Source organism: Amycolatopsis sp. NPDC043887, from assembly GCF_056435665.1.
In genome coordinates this window covers 37,079-63,785 of record NZ_JBWKEB010000030.1, presented here as the reverse complement: position 1 = coordinate 63,785, position 26,707 = coordinate 37,079, and the positions used below count along the sequence as shown (strand labels likewise).

Annotated in this window: 17 protein-coding genes; 5 read left to right on the top strand and 12 right to left on the bottom strand. The window is 71.5% G+C overall.

Annotation, left to right across the window (positions count from 1 at the left end; genetic code table 11):
* Positions 1–124: 124 nt before the first annotated feature.
* Positions 125–595 (bottom strand): VanZ family protein, encoded by a 471-nt coding sequence (locus AC069H_RS41700; protein WP_478236013.1) that lies wholly within the window; start codon positions 593–595, stop codon positions 125–127.
* 200 nt (positions 596–795) lie between these two features.
* The gene (locus AC069H_RS41695; RefSeq protein ID WP_478236012.1) at positions 796–1,194 is read right to left on the bottom strand and encodes a MerR family transcriptional regulator; all 399 of its coding nucleotides are present in this window, start codon (positions 1,192–1,194) and stop codon (positions 796–798) included.
* A 163-nt stretch (positions 1,195–1,357) separates the two neighbouring features.
* Between AC069H_RS41695 and AC069H_RS41690 the strand changes: the two genes are divergently transcribed.
* Both AC069H_RS41690 and AC069H_RS41685 read left to right on the top strand, forming a co-directional pair.
* Positions 1,358–2,671 (top strand): hemolysin family protein, encoded by a 1,314-nt coding sequence (locus AC069H_RS41690; RefSeq protein WP_478236011.1) that lies wholly within the window; start codon positions 1,358–1,360, stop codon positions 2,669–2,671.
* The gene (locus AC069H_RS41685; RefSeq protein WP_478236010.1) at positions 2,668–3,741 is read left to right on the top strand and encodes a hemolysin family protein; all 1,074 of its coding nucleotides are present in this window, start codon (positions 2,668–2,670) and stop codon (positions 3,739–3,741) included. Before AC069H_RS41690 ends, AC069H_RS41685 begins: the two co-directional genes overlap by 4 nt.
* Before the next feature lie 3 nt (positions 3,742–3,744).
* Here AC069H_RS41685 and AC069H_RS41680 read toward each other — a convergent pair whose 3' ends face one another.
* Entirely contained in the window at positions 3,745–4,833 is a 1,089-nt protein-coding gene (locus AC069H_RS41680; protein ID WP_478236009.1) for a saccharopine dehydrogenase NADP-binding domain-containing protein, read from the bottom strand.
* A gap of 92 nt (positions 4,834–4,925) precedes the next feature.
* On the opposite strand from AC069H_RS41680, the gene AC069H_RS41675 reads away from it, so the two are divergent.
* Positions 4,926–5,855 (top strand): NAD(P)/FAD-dependent oxidoreductase, encoded by a 930-nt coding sequence (locus AC069H_RS41675; RefSeq protein ID WP_478229943.1) that lies wholly within the window; start codon positions 4,926–4,928, stop codon positions 5,853–5,855.
* Positions 5,856–5,863: 8 nt separating this feature from the next.
* On the opposite strand, the gene AC069H_RS41670 is transcribed toward AC069H_RS41675, so the two are convergent.
* Genes AC069H_RS41670 through AC069H_RS41630 form a run of 9 tightly spaced genes read right to left on the bottom strand, consistent with a single transcriptional unit; the run spans position 5,864 to position 25,064 of the window.
* Entirely contained in the window at positions 5,864–7,831 is a 1,968-nt protein-coding gene (locus AC069H_RS41670) for a condensation domain-containing protein (RefSeq protein WP_478236008.1), read from the bottom strand.
* Positions 7,828–8,952, bottom strand: a complete 1,125-nt coding sequence (locus tag AC069H_RS41665) for a class I SAM-dependent methyltransferase (protein ID WP_478236007.1) — start codon at positions 8,950–8,952, stop codon at positions 7,828–7,830. The genes AC069H_RS41670 and AC069H_RS41665 overlap by 4 nt, the downstream gene beginning before the upstream one ends.
* Positions 8,949–10,316, bottom strand: a complete 1,368-nt coding sequence (locus AC069H_RS41660) for a class I SAM-dependent methyltransferase (protein WP_478236006.1) — start codon at positions 10,314–10,316, stop codon at positions 8,949–8,951. Before AC069H_RS41660 ends, AC069H_RS41665 begins: the two co-directional genes overlap by 4 nt.
* Positions 10,301–11,698 (bottom strand): ABC transporter ATP-binding protein, encoded by a 1,398-nt coding sequence (locus AC069H_RS41655; RefSeq protein ID WP_478236005.1) that lies wholly within the window; start codon positions 11,696–11,698, stop codon positions 10,301–10,303. The genes AC069H_RS41660 and AC069H_RS41655 overlap by 16 nt, the downstream gene beginning before the upstream one ends.
* On the bottom strand, positions 11,695–12,471 hold the full coding sequence (locus AC069H_RS41650) for an ABC transporter permease subunit (RefSeq protein WP_478236004.1): 777 nt from the start codon (positions 12,469–12,471) through the stop codon (positions 11,695–11,697). Before AC069H_RS41650 ends, AC069H_RS41655 begins: the two co-directional genes overlap by 4 nt.
* The gene (locus AC069H_RS41645) at positions 12,468–13,427 is read right to left on the bottom strand and encodes an ABC transporter permease subunit (protein WP_478236003.1); all 960 of its coding nucleotides are present in this window, start codon (positions 13,425–13,427) and stop codon (positions 12,468–12,470) included. Before AC069H_RS41645 ends, AC069H_RS41650 begins: the two co-directional genes overlap by 4 nt.
* Complete coding sequence (locus tag AC069H_RS41640; RefSeq protein WP_478236002.1) at positions 13,424–14,926, bottom strand: ABC transporter substrate-binding protein; 1,503 nt, start codon at positions 14,924–14,926, stop codon at positions 13,424–13,426. Before AC069H_RS41640 ends, AC069H_RS41645 begins: the two co-directional genes overlap by 4 nt.
* Complete coding sequence (locus AC069H_RS41635) at positions 14,923–21,264, bottom strand: SDR family NAD(P)-dependent oxidoreductase (protein WP_478236001.1); 6,342 nt, start codon at positions 21,262–21,264, stop codon at positions 14,923–14,925. Before AC069H_RS41635 ends, AC069H_RS41640 begins: the two co-directional genes overlap by 4 nt.
* Complete coding sequence (locus AC069H_RS41630; protein WP_478236000.1) at positions 21,261–25,064, bottom strand: non-ribosomal peptide synthetase; 3,804 nt, start codon at positions 25,062–25,064, stop codon at positions 21,261–21,263. Before AC069H_RS41630 ends, AC069H_RS41635 begins: the two co-directional genes overlap by 4 nt.
* A gap of 147 nt (positions 25,065–25,211) precedes the next feature.
* Between AC069H_RS41630 and AC069H_RS41625 the strand changes: the two genes are divergently transcribed.
* Both AC069H_RS41625 and AC069H_RS41620 read left to right on the top strand, forming a co-directional pair.
* Complete coding sequence (locus tag AC069H_RS41625; protein WP_478235999.1) at positions 25,212–25,964, top strand: thioesterase II family protein; 753 nt, start codon at positions 25,212–25,214, stop codon at positions 25,962–25,964.
* Complete coding sequence (locus tag AC069H_RS41620; RefSeq protein ID WP_478235998.1) at positions 25,961–26,689, top strand: class I SAM-dependent methyltransferase; 729 nt, start codon at positions 25,961–25,963, stop codon at positions 26,687–26,689. Before AC069H_RS41625 ends, AC069H_RS41620 begins: the two co-directional genes overlap by 4 nt.
* Positions 26,690–26,707: the final 18 nt, after the last annotated feature.

The following is a 26,707-nucleotide window of genomic DNA, read 5'->3' as shown; positions in this document are numbered from 1 at the left end:
CCCCTGCCACTCGGCGTGGCCGGGCATGAAGGGTCCACGGTCATCGTCGGCCTCAACGGACTACGGCTGCTGCGCAAGCCGGCCTGGGAACGGGCCGCCTCGGCGACGAAGGAATGACACGACGTCAGATGGGTGGGTGCAGCCAAGTCGGACGGCCGGACCGCGGGCTCTCGGATCCGTGGCGGTCCCTGCGGTGCAGCAGGAGGTAGCCGATCCCGACTCCGAGGAGGCCACCGGCGATCTTCAAGGTCAGATCGGGGGCGCTGCAATGCCTGCCGGGAATCATCGTCTGGGCGCTCTCGACGATCATCGGAATCACGAAGGCCGCGATAGCGGTCGCCCGGACACGTCTCGTGGCCAACACCGCGAAACAGGTGGCAGGCAACAACGCGAGCAGGCTGGTGACGACACCGACGAGCCCGCCGGTCGAATGCAGCGTTCCGTGCACCAGGTAGGGGGATTCGCCTGGCAGGCAGCGATGGAAGTCGCCGCGGTGCGACTCGGCCCCTGGAGTGAGGGAAACCGCCAGCGAACCGGTGAGCAGCAAGAGCGCGGCCAGTAGCGCGTTCTTGTGCCACCCGGTTCGGGCGGCCACCCGGTTCGGGCGGCCAGCCTCGGTGCGGCAAGCACGCTGAGACCGGCCCCGAGGACGAGCGCGGCGCCGGTCCAGAGCGAGACCGGCAAGTCGGTACCGAAGATCGTCACCGCGACTCCCTCGTCTGCATGCGCGTCGTGATGGCTCCGCCCGAAAGTTCGCGGCCATCATGTCAGTGTCGAGGGTGTGGTGGGCGGCCGTCAGGGCAGCAACAGGTCCGGCGGGATCTGCAGGGCGATGGTGATCAGCGAGTGGACCCGGGCGGCGATCGCCGCGAGTAAGCCCTGCATTTCGGGGGAGGCGGTCTCGGCGGCGGCGTGGAGGGCGCGCAGATCGACGTCGACGAGGGCGAGGATCGCCGCGACGTCGGCCTGCCGGCCGGTGAGCGCGGCCGCGATCTCGTCCAAGGGAACTCCCTGGAGTTCCAGGCGTTGTACCAGCTGGATGCGGTCGACGTCGGTGGCGTTGTACAGCCGGAAGTTGCCCGTGCTGCGTTCGGCGGGGGCGATCAGTCCCAAGCCGGTGTAGTAGTCCACGGTCCGGGTGCTGACCCCTGCCCGGGTGGCGAGTTCGCCGATTTTCAGCAGGCCTTCGGCCATGACGCCACCTCCTCCGGGACAGCGCAACCATACAGTCGCACGTGCTAGTGTGAACTATGCCTGATGATGCCGATTTGGACGGCTCCGACATAGACAGTTGCAGTACGCGGCCGGGTGAGACGACCCGGCTGAACATTTCTCTCAGGTCCGCGGCGGGTGCGCCGTGTTGATCTTCACCGGATTGCTGGCGATCGTGTTGCTCACGGTCGCCACGGGCTATTTCGTGGCCCAGGAATTCGCGTACATGGCTGTGGACCGGGGCCGGTTGCGGCAGATGGCGGAGAACGGCGACAAGGCCGCCGCGCGAGCGGTCATGGTGACCCAGCGGTTGTCGTTCATGCTCTCCGGCGCGCAATTCGGGATCACCGTGACCGCCCTGCTCGCCGGCTACGTCGCGGAACCCTTGCTGGGAACGGGATTGACCGATCTGCTCGGCCTGACTGGGTTGCCGCAGGCCGCCACGGTGTCGATGTCGATGGCCCTGGCGCTGATCTTCGCCACCGTGGTGCAGATGGTGCTGGGCGAGCTGCTGCCGAAGAACTTCGCGATCGCCCGTCCCGAACAGCTGGCGAAGGCGCTCGCCGCGTCGACGCTGATGTATCTGAAGGTCGTCGGCCCCGTGATCCGGCTGTTCGACGCGGCGGCGAACCGGCTGCTGCGCACGATCGGGATCGAACCGGTGGAAGAGCTGCCGCAGGGCGCCACGCCGGAGGATCTCCGTCAGATCATCGCCGAAGCGAGCGGCCAGGGACATCTGGACGCCGAACTGTCCACATTGCTCGAACACGGACTCGGGTTCCGGGACCTGGTCGCGGAACAGGCCATGACCCCGCGCGTCTCGGTGCACGCGATCCAAGCCGGGGAACCGGCCGTGCGCGTCGTGGAAATGCTGGACACCGGACATTCCCGGTTCCCGGTGTACGGCGAGGACCTGGACGACCTGCGGGGTGTGGCCGGCTTGGCCGAGGTCCTGGCCGTGGCACCGGACAAGCGTGCGAGCACCCCGGTCGGGGAGATCGCCTCGCCCGCGCTGGTCGTGCCGTCGTCGCTGCCGTTGCCTTCGGTCCTGGAGCGTCTCCGCGCCGAGCATCGCCAGCTGGCCTGTGTGGTCGACGAATTCGGCGGCTTCGCCGGCGTGGTGTCGCTGGAGGATCTGGCCGAGGAACTCGTCGGTGACATCCTCGACGAGGACGACCTGGTGGAAGAAGGCATCGAAGCCGCGGGTGACGGGGAATGGCGGATGCCCGGCCGGATACGCCTCGACGAGGTCGCGGACGTCACCGGGGTCGAACTGCCCGAGGGCGACGATTACGACACCGTCTCTGGACTGCTGATGAGCCGGCTTGGCCGGATCGCGCGGACGGGCGACGAAATCGAGATCGACGGTGTGCGGCTGCGGGTCGCCGGGGTCACGCGCAACGTCCCCGCGAGCGTCCTGCTCAGCGTTCCCGTCGCGAGCCGGGAGGAAGCGCGATGAGTACCACGTGGTCGTTGCTGATCTCACTGCTGTTGCTCGTGGCGAACGCGTTCTTCGTGGCCGCCGAGTTCGCGCTCATCGCCGCGAAACGGCACCGGCTCGAACAACGCGCGGAAGGCAGCCGTGCCGCTCGCGCGGCGCTGGCGGGAATGCGCGAGCTGTCCCTGATGCTGGCCGGTGCGCAGCTGGGTATCACCTTGTGCACCTTGGGTTTGGGCGCACTGGCCAAACCCGCCGTCGCCGACCTGCTCGATCCGCTGCTGGGCCTGACCGGTCTGCCGTCGGGTGTGTCGTACGCGATCGCGTTCACGATCAGCCTGGTGCTGGTGGTGTTCCTGCACATGGTGGTCGGTGAGATGGCTCCGAAGTCCTGGGCGATCGCCCACCCCGAGCAGTCCGCGGTGCTGCTGGCGCTGCCGTTCCGGGCGTTCGCGCACTCGGTCCGCTGGGTCCTGAGTGGACTCAACGGGGTGACCAACACGGTGCTGCGCTGGGGAAAGGTCCAGCCGAAGGATGAACTCGCCCAGGCTCATCGCCCGGACGACCTGCGCCTGCTGGTCCGCCAGTCCGGTGAGCACGGCCTGATCCCCGAGGCTCAGCAGCGGATGCTGACTCGGATGCTGCAACTGCAGAACACCACCGTGGCACAGGTGATGGTGCCGATCGGAGAGACGCTGACCGTCAGCGAGCACAGCAGTGTGCGAGCGATCGAGCGCCTCAGCCGGGAATCCGGGCGTTCCCGTTTCCCGGTGACCGACCTGCGCGGCCGGTACGTCGGGCTGGTCCACATCCGCGAAGCCGTGCGCGCCACCGCCGCGGGCCGCGAGGCGACTGCTCGCGACCTGATGGCGGACGCCCTCACCCTCCGCGCGGACTTGCCCGTCGCGCTCGCGGTCACCGCGATGCGCGCCGACCGTGCTCAGTTCGCGCTGGTCGCCGACAGCGAGGATCGCGTGGTCGGCATCGCCGCGCTCGAGGACCTGCTTGAGGAACTGATCGGCGACTTCTACGACGAGACGGACAAACCCGTGCCCGCGACCGCCGCCTTGTCCTCCGGAGGGAAGTCCTGATGGTCAAGCTTTGAGCTGTGGCGCCGGACGAGCCAGGCCGTGTGTTTCGGTGTGACAAAGCGGGTCGGCGGCCAAGGCGGTCCAGGTCTCCTGCGGATCGAGGAACTGCCATGCCGGATGGATCCCGGTCGACGTGCTCGTGAGGACGGCGTTGACGGTGAGCGCGGCGACGACACCGCTCAAGGTGTACGGGTCGGTGGTCTGGAGCAGCCGCCAGGCCGGCGGGTTCCGCTGGTCGAGGTCGCGCCGTTGCACGAGGATCGTGTAGCGGGGTGTGTGTTCGGAGAGGTCTTCGGTCGCGGCCTTGGCGAGCTCTTCGGCCCAGGTGGTGGGGTCGTCGGGAGATTCGGCCCAGGCGGTGGCCAGTGTGGTCGGGATCCGTTCGGACACGTACACCGAGTAGCTCCGGACCTCACCGATGCCCTGGTGGCGTGCGAAGTCCGCGGATTCAGTGGTCAGATAGGGCAGGGCGTGCACAGCGGGGCCGAAGTGGGCGAGGCTGACATTCCATTGTGGACTCATGGATCCGCGGACGACTTCGCCGTCGCGCCACGATGCCAGCGGCGTGCCGAAGTCGGGTCCGGTGGCCAGCAGGATGTCCTGCGCTGAGACCGGCGTGATCCGGACGGGGCCACCGACGTGCAGGTCGATGCCGGTGCGTGCGGGATTGTCGCCGAGTAGCCCCCGGGGCAGGATCGCGGTCAGGCCGGGCATGACGCCGGCCGAGATGACGGCGAGGCGATCGGACGGCGGCAGCGCACCGAGCCGGCGGAACAACGGCTGGTCTCCGGCGACGTCGACGTAGTGGGCGCCCGCGGCGCGGGCGGCGAGTGCAACGGTGTCGAGGACACGGTACGAGGGCCCGGCGCAGTTGAGGACGACGGTGGCTCCGGCGCAAAAGGTGGCCAGGGAACGGCTGTCGGTCAGATCGACGGCGTGCGCTGAAGCGTTTTCGCCGAGTTCTTCGCACAACGCGGACGCGGAGCGAAGATTTCGGCCGCCGATGCGGATCGGGTTGTCGCCGTGGGCGACGAGCCGGCGGGCCGCGGTGGCGCCGACGGCGCCGTAGCCGCCGAGGATCGCGATGGTCATTGCCAGGACCTTTCTGAGTGGGGGCGTCGACCACCCAGGCTATTTCTGATAGTGATAGTCATTATCAGGATCTGGGTTGAGGGAGTGTGACCGTGTTCGATGTCATCGTGATCGGCGGCGGGGCCGCGGGGTTGAGTGCCGCGCAAGTGCTGGGCAGGCAAAGACGTTCGACGCTGGTGCTCGACGCGGGGCAGCCGCGGAACGCTCCCTCCGACGGCGTGCACATGTTCCTGAGCCGGGACGGGTTCTCCCCGGCGGAGCTGCTGCGTGCCGGCCGGGAAGAACTGTCCGGCTACGAAGCGGTCCGGCTGGAAACCGCGCGGGTGACGGCGGTTTCCGGGGAACTGGACGATTTCCGCGTGGAGCTGGCGGACGGCCGCGTCGAGCGGGCACGGCGGCTCGTGCTCGCCACCGGGCAGGTGGACGAGCCCTGGGACATCCCGGGACTGGCCGAGCGGTTCGGCAAGTGCGTGTTCCACTGCCCGTTCTGCCACGGTTACGAGACCACCGGCAAGACCCTCGCCGTACTCGGCCGTGACGTGCCGCAGGTGATGCTCGGGCTGTACGTCGCCGACCGGTTCGGCAAGGACGTCGTGGTGCTGACCGACGGCGCGCACGAGCTGCCCGCCGAAGCGCTGGCCCGCTTGGACAAGGCGGGGATCCCGGTGCGGACGGACCGCGTCGAGCGGGTCGCCGGTGAGCTGGACGCGGTGGAGGTCCATCTGGCGGGGGGCGAGGTCGTGCGCCGCGAGGCACTGTTCCACCGAGCCCCGACGCGCCAGGGCGCGCCGTTCGCCGCCGACCTCGGCTGCGAGATCTTCGAGGACGGCTGTGTCCGGGTCGACGAGTTCCAGGCCACCACAGTGCCCGGGGTGTCCGCGGCGGGAGACCTGGCGAGGCTGCCCGCGCTGCCGGACGCGTTGACGCTGGTCAGCCAGGCCGCCGCCGACGGAGTGCGCGCGGCGGTCTGGCTGGAGCAGGGCCTGTTCCGCGCCGGACTGGCCGGCGCGGAACAGGCCTAGCGGCCGGTTCACGTCGAATGTGGCCGTGCGGCGCGGATCCGGGCGGCCACACTCGCGATGGTCGGTGAGGCGAGGAAGTCACGGACGCTCACCGCGGTGCCGGTCTCGCGGGCGACGCGGGCCAGTGCGCGCACGGCGAGCAGCGAGTCCCCGCCCATCGTGAAGAAGTTCCCGGCCCGGTCGACTTCCGCGACGTCGAGGATTTCCTGCCACAGCGCGGCGATCCGGCGTTCCACGTCGTCACGCGCGGGGCCGGATTCCTCGGCCTCCGCCGCGTCGGACCGCGCATACCGGCCCAGTACCAGGGTGTCCGGAGCGGGATCGGGATGTTCCCGGCCGGGCAGCGGCACGGGCGAGTCCCAGGTACGCGGCTCGGCGAGCGTCCGGACGTGGTCGAGCAGCTCGGCGAACATGCCGGTGATGAGGCCGGGTTCGAAGATCTCCTCGACGTAGGAGAACACCGCGGTCATGGTGTCGTCGAGTTCGAACAGCCGGACTTCGAGCGCGACCTGCGGGGTGCGCAGCTGCTGGTGGTGGTCGTGCATGTCGATCACCCCGAGCGGCCCGGCGTCCCCGGGCAGCCGCTGGCCCATCGCCGCGTCCATGCCGAGGGTGCTTTGGAAGACCACGGGCGCCACCGGCCGGTGTGTGCCGCGGTGCCTGCCCAGCTCACGGGACACCTCGACACCGCTGACGAGGTTGTGCGCGGCGGCGTCGCCGAACTGACGCTGACAGGCCAGCGCGAGATCGGCGAAGGAAGCCGAAGCGTCCAGCTCGACGGGGATCAGCATGGTCGACGCGAACGCGCCGATGATGCGGTGCACGTCCTGATGCAGGGGCAACCGGTTGAGCTGCAAGGAGTTCAGCAGCATGACGCGATGCCCGGCGGCACGGGCGAGAACGCACGCGTAGGCGGTGAACACGGCCGCGGAGGGGGTGACGCCGTGCGCGGCGCACTGTGCTCGCACGGCGGCCCAGGTCGGCGCGTCCAGCGTCTGCTGCGTCGTGGCCATGAGATCGGGACGCGCCTCGGCGGGGTCGAGACGCAGCGGCAGCGCGGGTGGCTGCCCGAAACCGGGGAGCCGGTCGAACCACCAGTCGCGGTCGGCCTCCCACGCCGCGGTGCCGGGCAGCCGCCGAACCGACGTCACGTAGTCGCCGTAGTCGACCTCCAGCGGTGCGAGGGTGGCGTTCCAGTCGGCGACCAGTGCGAACAGGTCGCGATAGAACACATTGGACGACCAGCCGTCGATGATGAGCAGGCTCACCGCGCAGTGCAGCCGCGCGTTGCCGTCGTCGAGCAGTGTCAGCCGGATGTCGATCCCCGGGCCTTCGCCGGGATTGGGACCGTTCGTGCTCATCTCGTGCCGCAGGGAGGCCAGTGAGCGTGCGACGTCATCGGCCGGGACGCCGCGAAGGTCGGTGACGACGAGGCCGGGCACAGTGGCCGGATCGTCGGCGGGAAGGATCCGCTGCCGTCCGTCGGGCAGCACGCGGGCCCGCAGCGTCGGCTGGTGCACGACCAGGCGACGCAGCGCGTCCTGCAGCGCTTCCGGTGCGTCGTCGGGATCCACTTCGGACAGTCCGATGTCGACATAGTGGTGCGCCGACGGGTAGGACAGTTCCCAGCCGTCCTGCTGGCCGACGAAGTACCCCTGCTGCAGGGGAAGCAGGGGGAACGGCTCGTCCGGGTCGGCGCGCTTGGCGACCTCCACGGGCAGGGCCCGGCCGCCGCCGGTGGCGCGTCGGGCGATCAGCTCGGCGAGCTCGGTGAGGGTGATCTCGACGCGGATGTCGGACAGCGCGAGCACGACGCCGAGCTGCTTGCGGACCTGCGCGGACATGCGCACGGCGAGCACGGAATCGCCGCCGAGGGTGAGGAAACCCGCGTCGTGCGGGACCTCGGCGGGGTCGAGCCCGAGCAGCTTGCCCCAGATCTCGGCCAGGGGCTCCCGGTGGTCAAGGGTGGTGGTCATGAGAGTGCTCCAGGTTCCGATGGGGTGGCGACCAGCAGCGACTGGCCGAGTGTGCTGAGCGGGTGGTCGTGACGGGGCAGGTCCAGCAGTGGCCGCAGGCCCGCGTGGCGGAATTCGCCGAGCCATTCGTCGCGGGTGAGGAAGATCCGGTCGCTCCCGGCGCGCAGATCCGCCGAGCCCGCGGCGGGACGACCGGGTGCCGGGGACATCAGGAACTGCATGGAGACCGCGGCCTGGAGGAGGTCGCCACAGGATTCGACGACGAGCAGCAGCCCGCCGGGCCGCAGCCAGGACCGCACCGTGGTGAGAACGGCACGGACGTCGACGGCGTTGTGCAGGACGTTCGCCGCGATCACGGCGTCACAGGATTCCGGCTCGACCAAGTGCGTGCAGGGGTCGTTGATGTCGAGTTCGCCGAACCGCACCCGCTCGTCGTGCGCCAGGATCTTTTCGGCGCTGTCGAGGAAATAACGGGACACGTCGGTGAACAGGTAGTCGAGGTCGCCGGTCAGTCCACTCAGGACGGGGATCGCGGTGGCCCCGACACCCGCGCCGAGTTCCAGGATGCGCGGCGTCGCGGGCGATTCCGTACGGAGGACCTCCACGAGGGCCGCGTTGAGGTAGCTGTTGATCACGTTCTCGCGGTAGACACCGTCCGCGGTCGCCATGCTGTCGGTCCCGAAGAGCACGGACTGCAGGGTGACTTCGTCGCGTAGCAGCTCGGGTAGCCGCGCCGCGGCGGCGTCGAAGAACCCGCTCACCTCGGCTGGATAGCCCAGCCGTGCGCACAATTCGGCCAGCGGCGCGGGATGCGCGGGTGCGGGGGCGAGGTCACGCAGCACGGTGCCGTCTTCCGACGCGCGCAGCTTCCCGTGGCCGATCAGGGCACGCAGCCAGCCGCGGACGATCCAGCGGTGCCGTTCGGCGACCCGCAGCCGCTGGAGGATCTGCTCGGGGCGGTGGCTGACGCCAGGCCGGAACAGCCCCGCCCGGCGGAGCGTGGCCGCCATGGTGTCCGTCGCCGCGTCGTCCAGCCCGCGCATCGCCTCGGGCAGGGCCGCGAGGTCGACGCCGTCGATGGCGGCCAGACCGGTCCGGTGGCAGGGTTCCGCGGCGATCACGACGTGCTCGCCGGATGCGGAGCGGGGTCGACCTCCACGGTGACACCGTGGGCGTCGGGCAGGTCGCGCAAACAGGCGCGGGCCGTGGCACGCATCCGCTGCAGGGTGAAGCGCCGCAAGGGTTCGTGGGTGTTCCCGCCGGGCAGGGCGGCGACTTCGGCGGCCGGGCGCCAGGCAGCCGAGGCGGGGGACACCACCTCGAGCAGCCGGGGATCGTGGGCGGCCAGCGTCACGCGGGCGTCGTTCCGTGCCACCAGCGTGGCCAACCGGGCGGCGGTGATCGACGATCCCGGCGCGTCGGGGAGCGCGCCGTTGGGAATGTCCGGGATCCGGACGCCGGAGCCGTCGAGCACGGTGTCCAGCCGGTCCGCGACGTCCGACCAGCGCAATGGGCGGGGATCGGTCGACGGAAAGGCCGGATCGACCGCGAGAACGCAGTCGAAGCGGTAGCGGGTCAACTCCGAATCCGCGTCGAGGAGCTTGGGAAATGTCGCGATCCGGATCTCGCGCCCGGCGTCGGCACCGGCCTTGGTGGCGATCCGCGCCAGCGCGACGGGGTCGAACAGCAGTTCCTCGTCCCTCGCGGCCCTGGCCGCGGCACGGTCGCCGAGTTCGGGACCGGCGCCGCGCCGCTGTTCGACCCACGTGCTGAACTCGGTGTGCAGCCCCGCGTGCCGGTTGTCGCCGATCACCACATACCCGCCCGGGGCCACCGTGCGCACGGCCGCGCGCACTACCGCGTCCAGATAGCCGGTGTCGGGGAAGCACTGGGTGACGGAGTTGAGCACCACGCAGTCGGGCCCGGCGGCGGGGAAGCCGGCGGTGGTCATCGCGGAGGACACCACGGGAGCGTCCGTTTCGTGGGCGGCCGCGCGCACGGTCCTGACGGTGCCGGGTACGGAGGGGAGCGGGCGGACGGAGTCGGCGACGACGTCGGTGCCGACATAGCCCTGGACGAGGGGAGCGAGCCGGTGCAGGAGCATGCCGGTGCCGCAACCCAGCTCCAGTATCCACTTCGGCCGCAGGCCCGCGATGAGGTCGACGGTGCGCTCCACCCACTGTCGCATATGGACGGTGGGCAGCGGTTCGCCGGTGTCGGAAGCCCGCCAGCCACTGAGGTCGAGGTCCCCGGGGACATCGCGGGGAGCGGCGCCATAGGTCAGCTGGTAGACCTCGCTCCAGTGCTCGAGGTACTCGGTGACGAGCGCGCCCGGCGCCGGCGTCGTCGCGAGCAAATGCGCGGCGGGATGGATCCGTACGCCCGAGTCCGTGGGCTCGGCATGGCCGATCCACGGGTGGGCGCGCAGCTTCGCCGCCGCCGTGGCGAAGAGTGTGGTGTCGGGCCTGGTCAGCGGTTCGGGCACAGGGTGATTCCTCCTTCGTCGCGCGGGTTCACCGCGGTTTCGGCGAGCAGGCTGTCGTGCAGCCGCAGGACTCGGTCCGCGTGGCGGACGACGCGGGGGTCGTGGGTGGCGGCCAGGACGGCCATACCGTCGGCTCGGTGACGGGCCAGCAGCCCGAGCACGGTCTCGGCGGTCTCGTCGTCGAGTGCCGACGTCGGTTCGTCGGCGAGCAGCAGCCGCGGCCGGGTGGCGAGCGCGCGGGCGAGGACGACACGTTGCCGCTGGCCGCCGGACAGCGCGCCGGGACGTCGTCGTCCGGTCGCGGGGTCGAGCCCGACGGCGGTCAGGAGCTCCTCCGCCGCCGAACGGGCCTGGTGACGGGAGAATCCGCGCAGGACCCGGGCGGGGCGGGCGATCGCGGCGACCGCCCGGTGTGCGGGGTTGAGGGCGTCGAGCGGATCTTGAGCCAGGTACTGGATCGCGCGCAGCTGGTCCCTGTCTCGGGTCCGAAGCGACGGCAGCGGACGGCCGTCCAGGATGATCTGTCCGGTGTGGACATCGTGAAGTCCCGCCAGTGCCCGCAACAACGTCGTCTTCCCGCTACCCGACGCGCCGACGAGCGCGACCAGTTCGCCACCGTGCACAGTGAACGTCGCGTCACGGACCAGAGATACGGGTCGCTCGATGCCCACTGCGGACACCGTGAGGACTGCTTCGGTGGTCGGCGGTCGTGCGGGCGACGAAGGCAGGACGAGCGGCGGCGAGCCGAGATCGACCACGCGATCGGCCAGCGCGGCCACGAACTCACGGTCGTGCGAGATCATCAGGGTGGCGCCGATACCTTCGTCGCGACGTCGGCGGACCACGCCGGCCACGCGGCGGACGGCGTCCGCGTCCAGCGCGCTGGTCGGTTCGTCGAGCAGCAGAAGCGGGGGACGACCGGCGATCGCGCGGGCGAGGGCGACTCGCTGAGCCTGCCCGCCGGAGAGCTGATGCGGCCGTTTCGTCCGGACCGTGGCGGGGTCCAGTCCGGCGGTGAGCAGCGCCTCGTCGACTTGGCTCCCACCCGATTCGGACACCAGGCGCTCAACCGTCCACAGAGGATTCATGGTGCCCGCCGGGTCCTGGCCGAGAAGGCCGGTGGCCCGGCGTCGCCAAGCGGCCGACGAGCGGCCTGGCGGCACCGATGAGCTGTCCCACGTGATTTCGCCGTCCACCCTGCGCAGCCCGGGCGGCAGGACGTCGAGGATCGTCCGCAGCAGCGTCGTCTTCCCGCTGCCGGACGGGCCGGTCACGGCCACCACGGTGTTCGCGGGCACGTCCAGGCTGACGTCGTCGAGCACGGCATGGCCGAGTCCGTTGTGGACGGTCAAGCCGCGCACGGTCAGCTCCGCCGGGGTCATGCCGTCACCGGTTCCCGGCGGCGTGCCCGCAGCGCCCACGTGACCAGACAGGCCAGCGCCGCGAGCAGGAGCGCCGGCGTGGCCACGGCGGCGGGGTTGTCCGCGGCCCCTGGCAGGTTTTCGCGCAACATCAGCGCCCAGTCCGGCTCGGGCGGCTGGGCACCGAACCCGAGCAGCGTCATCGTGCAGGCCAGTTGCAGCCCGAGCACGAACCGCAACCCCGCCTCGGCCACGATCAGCCCGGCCATGGCCGGGGCCATCTCCCGCACCAGCAGCACCGTGGTGTTCTCGCCCCGGCCGCGAGCGGCGTCGGCCCAGCCCGCTGCACGGGTCCGGCGGGTGGTGTCGCGGACGATCTGCGTCGTCAGGGGTGCTCCGCCGCACACCGTGGCCACGACGACCGCGACCGGACCGGGCACGGCCACCGCGAGCACGAGCGCGACCAGCAGCAGTGGCAGCGCCACGAGGACATCGGCGAGTCCGGTGATCAGCCTCCCCGGCAGGCCGTCATTCCAGCCCGCGACCAGTCCACCGGCGACACCCGCCACGCAGGCGAGCGCCCCCGCCACGGCCGCGAGCAGCACCAGGCCCGCCCCGCCCGCCAGCGACCGCGACAGCACGTCCCGGCCCAGCACGTCGGTGCCCAGCAGGTGGCCGAGCCCAGGTGGCGTGAACGGCGCACCCGAGACGGCCGCCGGATCCCGTGGTGCCAGCAGGCCTCCGGCGAGCGTGACGACCGCGAGCGCCGCCGCGGTGAACCAGCCGGTCTTCATCGCCGTTCCCGCCGGACATCGGCGGCCGTGGCCGCGAGGTCCGCCAGTGCGGTGCCCGCGACGACGATCAGCGCGCCGATCAACCCGACCGCCGCGACGACCGGTGTGTCCCGGCCGGCGACCGCGGTGACGAGTAATTCGCCCAGCCCCTGGTAACCGAGCATGGTTTCGACGACGGCCGCCGCGGTGACGGTGCCGGCGGTCAGCGTCGCGGCCGCGCGGATCGCGGGGGACAGCACGAACGGCAGCACGTGCCGGACGTGCAGTCGCAGGCCGGTGACCCCCCGCGCCACGGCGTCACGGACGTGGGGTGCCGCGCAGGCGTCCGCGACGGCGCCACCGAGCAGTCCGCCGCCCCACGCCGCGGCGGGCAGGGCGAGCGCGAGCGACGGCAGCACCAGCAGGTCCGGCCGGTCCAGCGGCGACCCGCCGGGCAGCAGCAGTGACACCGGTGGCAGCCACCCGAGCAGTGCGCTGAGGACGAGGACGAGACCGGCGACCACGACGACCTGCGGGATCGACGAGACGGTCGTGCTCAGCGCGGCCCACCTCCGTGCCCAGCCGGGCCTGCTGCCGCCGATGGCCCAGCCGAGCGCGAACATGAGCGGCAGCGCGAGCAGCACCGCCGCCGCCGTGAGCACGGCCGTGGCTTCGAGCCGGGGCAGCAGCAAATCGGCCACCGGCCGGTCGGTGACGAGCGAACGTCCCCAATCACCGCGCAGGATCGCCGCGGCCCACTGTCCCCAGCGCTGCCACAGCGGTGCGTCCAGTCCGAGGGTTTCCCGCAGCTGCCGCAGGGTTTCCGCGTCCGCGCGGTTCCCGGTCCGGGTCTCGGCCGCGTCCGAAGGCAGGGCATTGACCGCGGCGAACACCACGGCCGAGACCACGACGGCGGTCGCGGCGGCCCGCACCAGCACGAGGCTCCCCGTACGGGCCAACGACGAACGAGCGCTCACGCGGTGATCCGGACCTGGTCGATGAACAGCCGCGCGAACCCAGGCCCGGTCGGCAAGCCGCCGACGCCGGGACGGGACAGGTCGAGCCCGTCCCCGACTCCCCAGACGAGGTAGCCGCCCTCGTCCCGAAGTTTCCCTTGCAGGACACCGAAAGACTGGGTGCGACGCTTGGTGTCGGGGTCGGCGAGCGCGGCGTCGAGGTCGCGTTCCCAGTCAGGGCGGTTCCACGCGGTCTCGTTGGTGGGCGAGGCCGCGCGCAGCGCGATGCGGGACACGTCGAGGAAGCCGATCCCGCCGAGGTAGCTGACGTAGAAGTCGGCCTGCGCGTAGGTCTTCGTCCAGAAACTCTCCGGCGGATCGACCTTCACGGTGACCTTGAGGCCGATCGGCGCGAGCTGCTGGGCGAGCAGCGTCGCGGTGGAGTCCATCCCGGGGTAGGCGGTCGTGGTGTGCAGCGTGACGTCCGCGCCGCCCGGGAACCCGGCTTCGGCCATCAGCGCGCGGGCCCGGTCGAGATCGCGAACCCGTTGGGGGAGCTGAGGACTGCTCGGATCGGCCGGGGTGAGCAGGTCGTTGCCGACCTTGCCGTAGGTGCCGAACACGGTGTCGGTGAGTTGCTGCCGGTCGGTGGCGAGCTTGACGGCTTCGCGCACCTGGGGCTTGTCGAACGGCGCCCGGTCGAGCCGCATCACCACGGGGTAAGTGATGACCGCGGGACGGCGGACCACCTGTGTCCCGGCGCGTTCGGCCTGCGTGGCCGCGGCCGGGCTGACACTGCCCGCGACGTCGGCCTGCCCCGAACGGACCGCGTCCGCGCGTGCCTGCGGGTCGGCCAGCGCGCGGATCTCGATCCGCTTCGTCGGCGGTTTCGTTCCCCACCAGCCGTCGTTGCGTTCGAGGACGGCGTTGGCGGGGTCACCACCGGTCATCCGGTACGGCCCGGACCCCGGCGCGGGCGTGCTGAAGTCCGTCGTGCCTTCGGGCACCACGAAGGTCGCCGACTGCAGTGCTTCCGGCACCGCCGCGAACGCCGTCCGCGTGCGCAGTTCCAGCGTCGACGCGTCGATCGCGCGGGAGGCGTCCAGATCGAACATCGCCATCCGGCCGTAGTTCTCGGCCGCCTTGGCCTGCATCCGGCGCAGCGAGTACAACGCGTCGGCGGCGTGCACCTTCCTGCCGTCGCTGAACGTGGCGTCCGCGCGCAGGGTGATCTTCCATCGTGTCTGCGAGGCGTCCGGTTCCCACGCAGTGGCCAACCGGGGCGCCGTGGTGCCGTCGGGGCCCGCGACGGTGAGCACGTCGTAGAGCAGGGCGAACCGCAGCGCGTCGGATTCGTTGCCGAGTCCGCCGTGCGGGTCGTTGCTCGCGGTGGCCGCCGAGCCGACCGCCGCGTAGCGCAGGAGATCCCCCGAAGCCGGGGTGGCGTTGCCCGAGGTGCAGGCGGTGGCTGTCAGGGTGGCCGCGGCCAGGAGGGCGAGGCGGCGGGAAACGCGGGTCAAGGGGTCGGCCTTTCGAGGTGGGTGAGTTCGTCGTTGATCAGCGCCGCGATCGCGACGACCGTTTCGCCGCGCAGCAGGGCGTAGTGGTGTGCGTCCACTGTGGACGTAGTGGGCGGCCGGGTGAGGAGGGGTGTCCAGCCGAGGTCGGCGGGATCGCCGGGGACGTCGTCGACGCCCATGCCGATACCGGAGTTGACCGGAGATCGCCGCCCCGCCTTGACGATCAGGGTACGGGTTCCCGGATCGCCGAGCCGCGGTGGCCGGTAGGCGGCCAGCCCTCGCAGGTGCCGCGCGAACACCTCGACGCGTGCGGCGGCGCTGGTGCCCGCGCGAAGCAATCCGTGCGCCCCCAACACAGTGTCCACTTCGGACTGAGTGGGCTCCTGGGCGGCGACGAGTTCCGTGTCGAGATAGCCCGCCAGCGACGCGAGGTAACGGCGGCGGATCTCGGCGGCGCCGCCCTGGACATCGGTGATGTGACTCGGCTCGTTGGAATCCAGCAGTACCAGCAGTTCGGTGCGCTCGCCGGTCTCGTGCAGCAGGCAGGCCACGCGCTGGGCCAGATCGCCGCCCATCGACCAGCCGCCCAGCAGATACGGGCCGTCGGGCTGGTGGCGGCGGATGACACCGAGGTATAGCGCGGCCAGTGCGTCCACGCTGTCCGGCGCGTCGCCACCGGACAGGCCGGGATCGGTCAGGGCGACGACGGTGGTCTCTCCGTCGATCAGCCGGGACAGCTCCGTGTAGCACAGCACGTCCCCGCCGGAGGGGTGCAGCAGGAACAGCGTCCGGCCGTCCGGAACGCCCTCTCGAAGCAGTAACGCGATGTCGGCGTCCTCCACCGGCGTCCCCGATCCGCCGGTCCACGACGCCGGATCGTCGGCGAGCCGCCTGACCCGTTCGACGTGGTCGGCGATCGCGGTGGCGACCTGCCCGGGCGGAACCACGGGGTCGAGGACATCCCACTGAAGCAGCAGTTCACCGCCCTCTTCGAGCACCTGGTGGTCGAGCAGGGTCTGCGGGGTCTGGCTCAGCGCGGCGACCTTCCGGCCGATCCAGCGCGGGTCGTGGTCGGCGCCGATGACCTCGGTCAGCCCGAGCGCGCTGGTGAACACGACGGGCACGGCGGCGACCTCGCCCTGGGTGCTGGACTTCTCCGCGAGCACGTCCAGCGCCGAGAACTCGCGGTGGTCGAGGTCGTCGAACAGCCGCCGCTGGGTGCGGCGGGCCCGTTCGGCGAAGGTGCCGAAGCCCGCCTCCTCGGTCGCGTGCAGGACAAGGGAGGTGAAGTCGCCGACGACGTTCGGGACGTCCGGGTGGATGTCCGGCCGGTCGAACAGCGTGAGCATCACACTGAACGTGTCCCGGCCCGACCAGGCCGCGAGCACGTCGGTGTACACGGTGAGCAGGACGGCGGTGGGGGTGACGCGGTGCTCGGCGGCGAGCCGCCGCAACCGGTCCCAGCTCGCGGCGTCGAGTGTCGCGGCGTGCCGGACGAAGCGGGCCGCGGTGGTGTCCTCGTCGACGGGGATGGGCGGTGCCTCGGGGATCGCCGTCAGCCGGGCACGCCAGTACTCGGCGGCGCGGGCACCGTCCGCTCCGTCGCGTCGCGCTTCGAGCGCCTGGACGCAGTCGGCGGGGTGGATCCCGACCGGCTCGAGCACGCGGGTGGGGTCGGTGTAGCAGGCGTGCAGGTCACGATCGACGATCCACCAGCTCGCGGCGTCGCAGATGAGCACGTCCACGCCGAGGAACAAGCGGGTCCGGCCGTCGGGCAGCAGGGCCGCTTGGACCGTGAACAGCGGCCAGCGGTCGGCGGGGCCGGGCTTGAGACTGACGCGATCGCGGATGGCCGAAAGGCGACGGTCGCGGTCCACTTCGGACAGTGAACGCAGATCATGGGTGCGGATCCGGTACCGCGGCAGGTCGCGCAGCACCCGCGCCTGGCCCTGCGAGTCCACGATGGAACGCAGCATCGGGTGCCGGGCGATCACCTTGTTCCACGCGTCCTCGTAGCGCGCCAGGTCCAGCTCGGCACAGTCGTACTCGAGGAAGAAGTGACACGGCACGTCGCCCCAGCGGTAGCCGCCGTCGCGGCCGATCCAGTACGCGTGCTGGACCCGGGTCAGCGGAAAGGATTCGGGCTCGGCCGCGGTCACGGGAACCGGAGTCCGGGGCGATGGGGGAGTGACCTCGCGTGCTCGCAGCAGGTTCGCCAGCCCGGCCACGGTCGGGGCGGCGAGCAGATCGGCCAGCCGTAGCCGGACGCCGTGGTCCTGGGTGAGGGCGGCGAGCATGCCGGTCGCCAGCAGGGAATGGCCGCCCAGGGCGAAGAAGTCCGCGTCCGACGAGGTGACCGCGACGCCGAAGAGGTCGCTCCACAGCCGTGCGATCCGCTCCTGCAGTGGGTCGGCGAACCTGCCGACGTCACCCTGCTCGCCCGGTGCGGTGTACGCCGCGGCGGCCATGCGTTCGGTGAGCTCCGTGCGGGACACCGCGACGACCGGCGGCACGGATCCGGCGAGATGCCGGTCGAGCACCAGGTCGAAGGCCCGGCCGCCGGTCGCGGCGTCGAGCGCGTCGCGCAGGGCCACTTCCCGGTCCGCGCCGCCGGGCCCGACACTCCAGCCGTCCCAGACGACGCTCGTCCAGCCGATGTTGGCGGTCGCGAGCGCGTCGAGCGCGGCGTTGGCCGCCGCGTACGGGCCGGTGCCGATCCCGCCGACCAGCGTGGCGGCCGAGGACATCAGTACCACCAGGCCGGGCCTGGACGCCTCGGGCAGCGCGTCGATGGCCGCCTGGAGTGCCCGTGCACCACCGACCTTGCCCCGCAGCTGCGCGGTGACCTGGTCCGGCGTGATGTCGCGAAGCGGAACGGCGCGGGTGGTGGCGGCCGCTCCGGCGGCGTGCACGATCACGTCGGGCTCGTGTTCGGCGAGCAGGCCGCGCCAACCGTCCACATCGGACGCGTCGAGCGTCCTGGTCCGGATGTCGAGGCCGTCGGCTTTCAGCGCGTCGAGGGTCCGGGCCGCGTCGGGCACGTCGGCGACCGGGCGCCGCGAGGTGATCACGACCGCGGCGCCACGCCGGGCGAGGCGTTCAGCGACGACGAGTCCGACGTCACCGAGACCACCGGACACGACGGCTCGCCGCGGTCCCTGGACGATCGTGGACGGCGGGGTGAGCGGCCAGGGCTCGATGTCCCGTTGCCAGCGGACGCCGGATCGCCAGGCGATCTGCCCGCCGCGTTCGTCCGGCGACCGGACGAGATCCGCGAGTTCGTCCAGTATCGCTTTCGCCGCGAGGTCCGGGTCAGTGGCAGGGGGAAGATCCACCGTGCGCCACCGGATCCCGCGATGTTCCTGGGCCAGGACGCGGCTGAGCGCACGGGCCGCGGCGGCGCCGCTCGTCACCGCGTCGAGGCTTTCGACCCGGTCCGCGCCGAACGTGACCGCCAGCAGCTTCGGCACGGTCATCCCGCTGAGCTTCCTCGCGAGCTCGGCGTGTGCCAGGACGACCTCGCTCACGTCCTGCCCGGGGGCGGTCAGCACGACGACACCGTCGATGGGTGTTCCGGGTTCGTGATCCTCCACTGTGGACATACCGGGTGTTTCGGCCACCGGTGACGGGGAATCGGCGGCCAGCAGGAAGCGGCCCGCCGGCGTCGTACCGGAGAGCGGGGGAAGCTGACGCCACCGGGGTAGCCGGAGGAGCCCGGGAGCACGGGCGGGCGTCACCGGCCCGGCAGGTGGGTCGATCCAGAGCCGGCGGGGCTGGAAGGCGTACCCGGGCGCCGCGACCCGCGCACGCTGACCGCGGCGTTGCGCACCGAGTCTGATCTCCCCGCCGTGTGCCCACAACCGGGCGACGGCGGTGCGAACGGATTCGCCTTCGAGGTCGGCACGGTCGTGGTCGAGCGTGATGGCCGAATCGAGTAGCGCCGGGTCGCCGTGTGCACGGGCCAGCGTCACCAGGCTGCTGCCGGGACCGACCTGGACCAGTACGGCCGGCGCCGGATCGAGCGCGGCCCGCAGGGCTGGGGAGAACACGACGGGGTCCCGCAGCTGCCGCGCCCAGTGTTCGGCCGTCCCGAGTTCATCGGTGATCGTGGTACCGGTGAGCGTGCTGACCATGGGGATTTCCGGGGCGGTGGCGGCGAGCTTCGCCGCCGCGGCACGGACGGCGGGGATCGCGGGGTCGACGAGCCGGGAATGCAGCGCCGTGTCCACGTGCAGCCGTCGGCACCGGATTCCCGCGGCGATCGCTTCGGCTTCCAGCGCCGTGATGGCGTCGGCCGGACCGGACACCACGGATCCGGCGGGCCCGTTCAGCGCGGCGAGGTCGACATCCGGATGTGCCGCCAGCAGACCGGAGACGTCGGCGAGGTCCAGCGACAGCATCGCCCCGCCGCCGGCGGCACGCGACACCTCGGTGCAGCGCACCGCCACCAGCCGGGCGGCGTCCGGCAGGGCGAGCCCTCCCGACACCACGGCGGCGGTGTACTCGCCGAGGCTGTGCCCCAGCACGACGTCCGGCCGGACCTCCCACGACTCCAGCAACCGCGCGGTGGCCAGCGACACCGCGAACAACGCGGGCAGCCCGACCGCCGCGTCCCGGACCTGGTGCTCACGGCCGTCGAGCACGTGTCGGATGTCGTGACCGGTCAAGGGAAGCAGCAGCTCGGCGCAGGTGTCGACCGTCCGGGCGAACACCGGTTCGCTCGCGTAGAGCGCCGATCCCATGCCCGGGTACTGGCTTCCCGCTCCCGGGAACGCGAAGATCACCCGGGGGCGGGAAGCCTGTACAGGCCGCGCTTCACGCAGGGCGGCCGCGGCGGCGTCGATCCGGGCGGGCGCGCAGACGACGGCGATGCGCCTGCTGTGCTGGGTCCGGCCCTCGTCCAGCGTGTGTGCCAGGTCCGCGAGGTCGGCGGAGTCCTTGAGGCCGGGGAGGTGCTCACTCAGATCGCGGGCCGCTTGGCGGGTGGCGGCGTCGGTCTGCCCGGACACGACGAGGATCTGCGGCCGTTCGTCCGGTGTGGACAGTGGCCGCGCCGGTGCGGGGCCGAGCACGACGTGGCAGTTGGTGCCGCCGATACCGAAGGAGCTGACGCCCGCGAACTCCGCGTCCGCGGGCCACGGCCGGGCATCACCGGAGAGCGCGAAGGCGGAACCCTCCAGTCCGAGCCGCGGGTTGACCGGCTCCGAATGCGGCGCCGGGGGAAGCACGCCGTGGGACCGCGCGAGCACGGTCTTGATCAGCGACGCGATCCCGGCGGCGGTGTTGGCGTGACCGATGTTCGCCTTGACCGAGCCGAGCCCGCACCACGGCTGGTCGCTCGGCCCGAACACGGTGCGCAGGGCCGAGACCTCGATGGGGTCGCCGAGCGCCGTCGCGGTGCCGTGGCCCTCGACGTAGCCGACCTGGCGTGGCGCGACGCCCGCGACCGTCTGCGCTTCCGCGATGACCCGGGCCTGGCCACGCGGAGACGGCGCGGTGAATCCCGCCTTGACCGCCCCGTCGTTGTTGACCGCCGAGCCGTGCAGGACCGCGAGCACGGGGTCGCCGTCGGCCAGCGCGTCGGACAGTCGCCGCAGCACGACCGCGCCGACGCCCTGGGTGTAGACGATTCCGGTGCCGTCCGCGCTGTAGGGCCGGACGACGCCGTCTTCGGCGTAGATCCCGTCCGGCACGTGGAGATAGCCGTGCCCTTGCGGCACGATGAGCGAGGCCCCGCCCGCGAGCGCGGTGTCGCATTCCTCGGCCAGCAGTGCCTGGGTCGCCATGTGCACCGCGACCAGCGAGCTCGAACAGGTGCTGGTGATCGACATCGCGGGCCCGGTCAGGTTCAGCCGGTACGCGACCTGCAGGGGCAGGTAGTCGCCGTGCGTGGCCATCGCCGTGCGCAGACTTCCGACCGGATCGGCTCCGCCGCCGGTCGGATCCCAGCGCCTGCCGAGATTGCTGGCCAGGTAGGCGCTTTGCGACGCGCCCGCGTAGACGCCGACGGTGCCCGCGCCGATGCCGCCGCCATGGCCCGCCTGCTCCAGGGCCTGCCAGGACATTTGAAGGAACAGTCGTTGCTGCGGGTCCATCAGCGCGGCTTCGGCGTCGGTGAGCCCGAACGGTTCGGGATCGAACATGTCCTGGCCGTCGATGAGCCCACCGACCGGGACGTACCCGGGCGCGGTGGCCAGGTCCTCGGCCACCCCGGCCGCGCGCAGTTCGTCCGGGCCGAACCGGGTGAGGCCGCTGCGGCCTGCCAGCAGCAGGTCCCAGAACGCGGCGGCGTCCACCGCGCCGGGGAAACGGCAGGCGAGTCCGGTGATCGCGATCATCGGGCGACCTGCTCGGCCTGCTGCCGGGCGGCGCGGCGTCCACGCGGTGCCGGAGGTGCCGACGCTTCGACGGGCGACGGGCTCTGGCGCGGTGCCAGGAACGCCGCGAGCGCGCGGACGGAGGGGTGACCGAACAGGTCGACCACGGTCAGCGTGTCGAATCCGTGCGCGACGAGCTGCCGGTGCGCCAGCACCAGTGTCAGGGAAGTGGCACCGAGCTCGAAGAACGCGGTCGTGGCGTCGACACCGGAGCCGAGCAGGGACCGGAACACCCCCAACACGGTTTCCTCCAGCTCGGGGCTGGCGGCCACCGGTGCTGCTTCTCGTCGCTCGGGTTCGGGTGGTGCCACCGCGGCGTTCGGGGTAGGCGCGGCGTCCTTTGTGGACGAGGGAAGGGCGAGGTTCAAGAGGCCGTCCGCGCTGAGCCGTTCCTCGAGGTCGATGCCGTGGGCCGCGGACGCCGCCCTGGTACGGCGGCTCCATTCCGCGGCCGAGGCCAGTGCGTCGGCCGGGGTGAGTGTGCCGGGGGAGACGGTCAGGGACACCTCGAGCCCCAGGCCTGCTGCGCGCGTCAGGGCCTCGGTAAGCCAGGTCCGCGGGGTGCCGGGTTCCTCTTGGTCCACTGTGGACGGTTTGGTGGCGGTGGTGGGTTCGGTGCGACGGTAGGGGGTGGGCAGGGCGGCGTAATCGATCTTGCCGTTCGCCGTCACCGGGAACCGGTCGAGCACGGTGAACCGCGATGGCACCATGTACTCGGGGACCCTGGTCCGCAGGTGTGCCGCGAGTTCCGCGGTGTCCGGGGTTCGCCCGGTGTCCGCCGGGACGAGGAAGGCGACCAGCCGCGGCCGGTCGTCGGGACCGGGAACGGACATCGCCACGGATTTGCGGACGCCGTCCGCGCGGTCGAGCACGGACTCGATCTCGCCGAGTTCGATGCGGTGCCCGCGGATCTTGACCTGCCGGTCGACGCGGCCGAGGAATTCGATCGTGCCGTCGTGACGCCACCGCCCGAGATCCCCGGTCCGGTAGAGCCTGCGGTCCAGTACCGGATGCCGCACGAACCGTTGCGCGGTCTGCTCCGGGTCGCCGATGTAGCCACGGGCCAGGCCGTCGCCGCCGATGTGCAGTTCGCCCGGCACACCGACCGGCACCGGAAGGCCCGCCGGGTCGAGGATGTCGAAGCTCTGCCCGCGTAGCGCGCGGCCGTAGGGAATGCTGCGCCAGGCCGGATCGACGTCGCCGATCGGGTAGCAGATCGACCAGATCGACGCCTCGGTCGCGCCGCCGAGGCTGACGATCTCGACGTGCGGTGCGAGGGCGCGCAACCGATCGGGCAGCGTCACGGGAATCCAGTCGGCGGAAAGGAAGACCAGCCGCAGCGACCGCAGCGCGCGGTCGGCGAGGCCGGGATCGATCTCGGCGTATTCGACGAGCATTTCCAGCAGCGCGGGTGCGGTGTTCCACAACGTCACGCGGTGCTGGGCCATGAGCTCGAGCCAGTGCCCGGGGTCGCGCTGGCGGTCGGCGCTTGGCAGGACGAGTGCCCCGCCGGCGCCGAGCACGCCGAACACGTCGTGCACGGACAGGTCGAAGCTGAACGCCGAGAGAGCGAGCATCCGGTCGTCGCGGGTGAGGGGGAACCGGTCGACGAGGTCGTCGATCGTGGTGCGGGCCGCGCGGTGCTCGATCGCCACACCCTTCGGCTTGCCCGTGGAACCGGAAGTGAAGATCACGTACGCGAGGTCGTCCGGCGCGGGACGGTTCGCCTGACCGGCGGTGCCGGCCGCGGCGTCCAGGACGACGGGGTGGACCTCGACGGTGCCGGGCCAGCTCAGCTCGACGTCGTCGGTGACGAGCGCGTGGCCGATCCCGGCCTGCGCGCACACCGAGGCGACGCGCTCGGCAGGCCAGGCCGGTTCGACCGGGACGTAGCCCGCACCGCTCGCGGACACCCCGAGCATCGCCACGATCTGGGCAGGGCCCTTGGGCGCCGATACCGCGACGAGGTCTCCCGGGCCGACGCCTGCCGCGGTGAGCCCGTGCCCGATCGCCTCGGCCGCGCGGAGGAGTTCGCCGTGGCTGAACGCGGATTCGGCGGCCAAGAGCGCCGGCGCGTCCGGATCCTCCCGTGCGGCGGCGCGCAGCGGGTCGTCCAGCAGCGGGCCCGCCTCGCCGAACGGCGCGGCGTCCAACGTGGCGTGCGGCGTGAAAGTGGGGATCCAGCCCAGTGTCGGGTCCGACCAGCGGTCCGGGTGATCGGCCAGCGTGGTCAGCAGCCGTAGATGCGCGTCGGCCATGCCGTCGACGAGACCCGCGGGATAGGCGCCGTCTACGCTGTCCCAGCACACGCGAAGGCGGCCGCCCTCCTCGTAGACGATGTGGTCGAGCAGGACCTGAGGCGTCTGCGAGATGCCGAACACCTCGGTGCCGAGCCACCCCGCTGGGTCGTCGCCGCCGGGTGAAAGGCCGAGGCCGCTGGTGAACACCACGGGATGCGCCGGCGCGCCGAGCGAGGCAGGATTCCGCCGGGCGGCCTGCATCCCGTCCACCTCGCGATTGTCCATATCGGACCAGAACTGCTCGTTGACAGCGCGTACGTAGGCACCGAAGCCGGTTTTCGGTTCCCACACAGGCATCTGCACAAGCACCGTGGAGGTGAAGTCGCCGACCACATGCGCCAGCTCGGGATCATCCGGCCGGTCGAACAGGGTGGTGTTGAGACAGAAAGCCGCGGTGGCACCCCAGCGGGTGAGGGTGAGTCCGTACGCGGCGAGCAGCAACGCCGTCGGGCTGACCCCATGCGAGGAGGCCGTCTTCTTGACCGCCGCCCACCGGGCGGCGTCCAACTCGGTGGCGCGCCTGCTGAACCGGTGCGCGCTGATCGTGGCGACATCCGTGACCGTGGGCAGGGCCGGGCCCGGCGGCAGGGTGCGGTCGGCCCAGTAACGGCCGGCGCGTTCGGTTTCCGGGCCAGGCCGGCGCGCGGCCCGACGGCGCGCCAGCTCGGCGAACGTGGTGCCGGGTTCGGGCAGCGCGGAGGCGGCGTCGGCCACCAGGGCACCCCATTCCGTCATGATCTGCATCCAGCCCGCGAGGTCGAGCGCCAGCACGTCCACACCGACACACACCCGCGTGCGCTTTCCGGGCAGTAGCACGACATGCAGGTCGAACAACGGCCAGCAGCCGGTGGGCCGGGTCTGGTGCGACCACTCGGCGCGCAGCTCGGCCGAGACCCGCGCGGCGTCGTGATCGGGTAGTGTCCTCAGGTCCGTCACCGGGATCCGGTAGGGCGGCACCTTGGCCAGTACCCGGCCGTTGGCATCCGCGTCGACGACCATGCGCAGTGCGGAATGGCGCTCCACCAGCGTGTTCCACGCGGCACCCAGCAGAGCGGCCTCGTCCTCGCCGGGCGGTGTGTCGCGCTCGAACTCCCGGTAGTAGAAGGTGGCCACGCCGCCGAGCGGAAACGCCGGATCGCGTCCCACCCAGTACGCGGTCTGGATGGGCGTGAGCGGGAAGGTCTCGTCGCGCGGTTCCGGATCGTCCTGCCGTGCCCGGTCATCGAGGGCGGTGGCGACGGACCGGGCCGTGGCCTGGTCGAGGAAGTCGGTCAGCGCGAGGGTGACCCCGGTGGTGTCCAGCAGCAGCCGCCGCAACCGCACCGCGGTGAACGACTCCAAGCCCAACGCCATCAGCGGGATGTCCGCGCCGACCGTCGCGGGCGCGATGTCGAGTGTTTCGGCCACCGCCTCGATCACGTCGTCGAGGGGGATTGCTGCCTCTGCCGGGACCGCGCTCACCCAGATCTCCTTCACGGTCGAGGGAACGAAACGGCGGAAACCGTCACGCGCTGTCCTTCATACACGAAAACGGCTATCATTTTCATCTGATGGAGCAGTATTGCTCCGTGTGGACGAACACCCTGCGTGTCGAATGAAGGGAGATGCATGAATCGCGCCGAGCCGGTGATCCGGGCGTGGCGATGTCCCGCGCCGAACCCCGGTGCCCGGGTTCGGCTGTTGTGCTTCGCCCACGCGGGCGCCGCGGCGAGCGCGTTCCGGCCGTGGACGGAACTGCTGCCGCCGTGGATCGAGCTGCACGCCGCCCAGCTCCCCGGCCGCGAGGACCGGTGGGGTGAACCGGCGCAGACGACGATGCCCGGTGTCGTCGCGGATCTCCTGCCCGGGTTGACCGCGTTGGCCGATCGGCCGACTGTCCTCTTCGGGCACAGCCTCGGCGCGACCATCGCCTACGAAGCCGCGTGCGCGCTGGGGAACGCGGGGCATCTGGTCGTATCGGGCAAGGAGACGCCGCACCAGCATCGGCGCGACAGCTTCCACACCGCGCCGGACGCCGAACTGGCCGCCGAGATCGCGCGACTGCGAGGCGAGCGGCCGACGTCGATGGCCGCGCTCGGCGGCGACTACCTGCTGCCCATCCTGCGCGCCGATTACGCCGTCAACGAGACCTACCGGCCGGTCATGGGCAGGGAACGGCTGGCGTGTCCCATCACCGCACTGACCGGCGTCGACGACGGCGAACTGACGCCCGCGCACGTGCACGCCTGGGCGGGATACACCCGCGCCGAGTTCCGGGCGGTGTTCGTGCCCGGTGACCACTTCCACGTCTTCGACCACCCCGCGGCCACGATCGCCGCGGTCGTCACGGTCGTCGGCCCGCTCGCGGAAGGAACCGCATGACCGAGGATTTCTACCACCGGACCGCGGAGTACGTCGCCGTGCTGCTCCGGCAGGCATGGACCGGCCTGGGCCCGGTGCTCACCGACGCACTGTCCGGTGTGGACACCAGCGGTGGGCCGGTAGTCGACGTCGGCGCCGGGACCGGGCTCGGCACCGCTGTCCTCGCGGCCGCGCTGCCCGGTGCCGACATCATCGCCATCGAGCCGAATCCGGCCCTGCGGACGGCGCTGCTCACCCGGTGCGTCGAGGATGACGACCTCGCCCGCCGCGTCACCGTCCTCGGCACCGACGCGCTCGTCGCGCCACTGCCGGACCGGCTCTCCGTTGTCATTGCGATGAACGTGCTCGGCCACTTCGATCCCGGGGAACGCCAAGCCTTGTGGGGCATGCTCGCCAACCGTCTCACTCCCGGCGGACGGGCGATCCTCAACTTGCAGCCACCTACGACAGCTGTCGCCATCCCCGCGACCCCCATGGCGCAGGTGCGCATCGGTGGCCGGGAGTACCTCGGCGTCGCCGCCGCCGAACCCGCCGGTCCGGACGCCGTCACCTGGACCATGACCTACCGGGTCGAGCGGCGAGGAAACGTCGTCACCGAGCTGACCGCATCCGATCTTTGGCATGTGATCACCGCGTCGGCGCTGGCGGACGAAGTCGCCAAGTACGGCCTCCGGCTCACGGTCACCAACCCGGACCACGAGCTGTACACGATCACTCGAATCTGACGTCTTGCCCGTCGCCAC

Bases quoted from the DNA above. Each gene is read 5' to 3' on its own strand.
- AC069H_RS41695 (WP_478236012.1), bottom strand. From the start codon at position 1,194: ATGGCCGAAGGCCTGCTGAAAATCGGCGAACTCGCCACCCGGGCAGGG.
- AC069H_RS41685 (WP_478236010.1), top strand. From the start codon at position 2,668: ATGAGTACCACGTGGTCGTTGCTGATCTCACTGCTGTTGCTCGTGGCG.
- AC069H_RS41680 (WP_478236009.1), bottom strand. From the start codon at position 4,833: ATGACCATCGCGATCCTCGGCGGCTACGGCGCCGTCGGCGCCACCGCG.
- AC069H_RS41670 (WP_478236008.1), bottom strand. From the start codon at position 7,831: ATGACCACCACCCTTGACCACCGGGAGCCCCTGGCCGAGATCTGGGGC.
- AC069H_RS41655 (WP_478236005.1), bottom strand. From the start codon at position 11,698: ATGACCCCGGCGGAGCTGACCGTGCGCGGCTTGACCGTCCACAACGGA.
- AC069H_RS41650 (WP_478236004.1), bottom strand. From the start codon at position 12,471: ATGAAGACCGGCTGGTTCACCGCGGCGGCGCTCGCGGTCGTCACGCTC.
- AC069H_RS41635 (WP_478236001.1), bottom strand. From the start codon at position 21,264: ATGATCGCGATCACCGGACTCGCCTGCCGTTTCCCCGGCGCGGTGGAC.
- AC069H_RS41625 (WP_478235999.1), top strand. From the start codon at position 25,212: ATGAATCGCGCCGAGCCGGTGATCCGGGCGTGGCGATGTCCCGCGCCG.
- AC069H_RS41620 (WP_478235998.1), top strand. From the start codon at position 25,961: ATGACCGAGGATTTCTACCACCGGACCGCGGAGTACGTCGCCGTGCTG.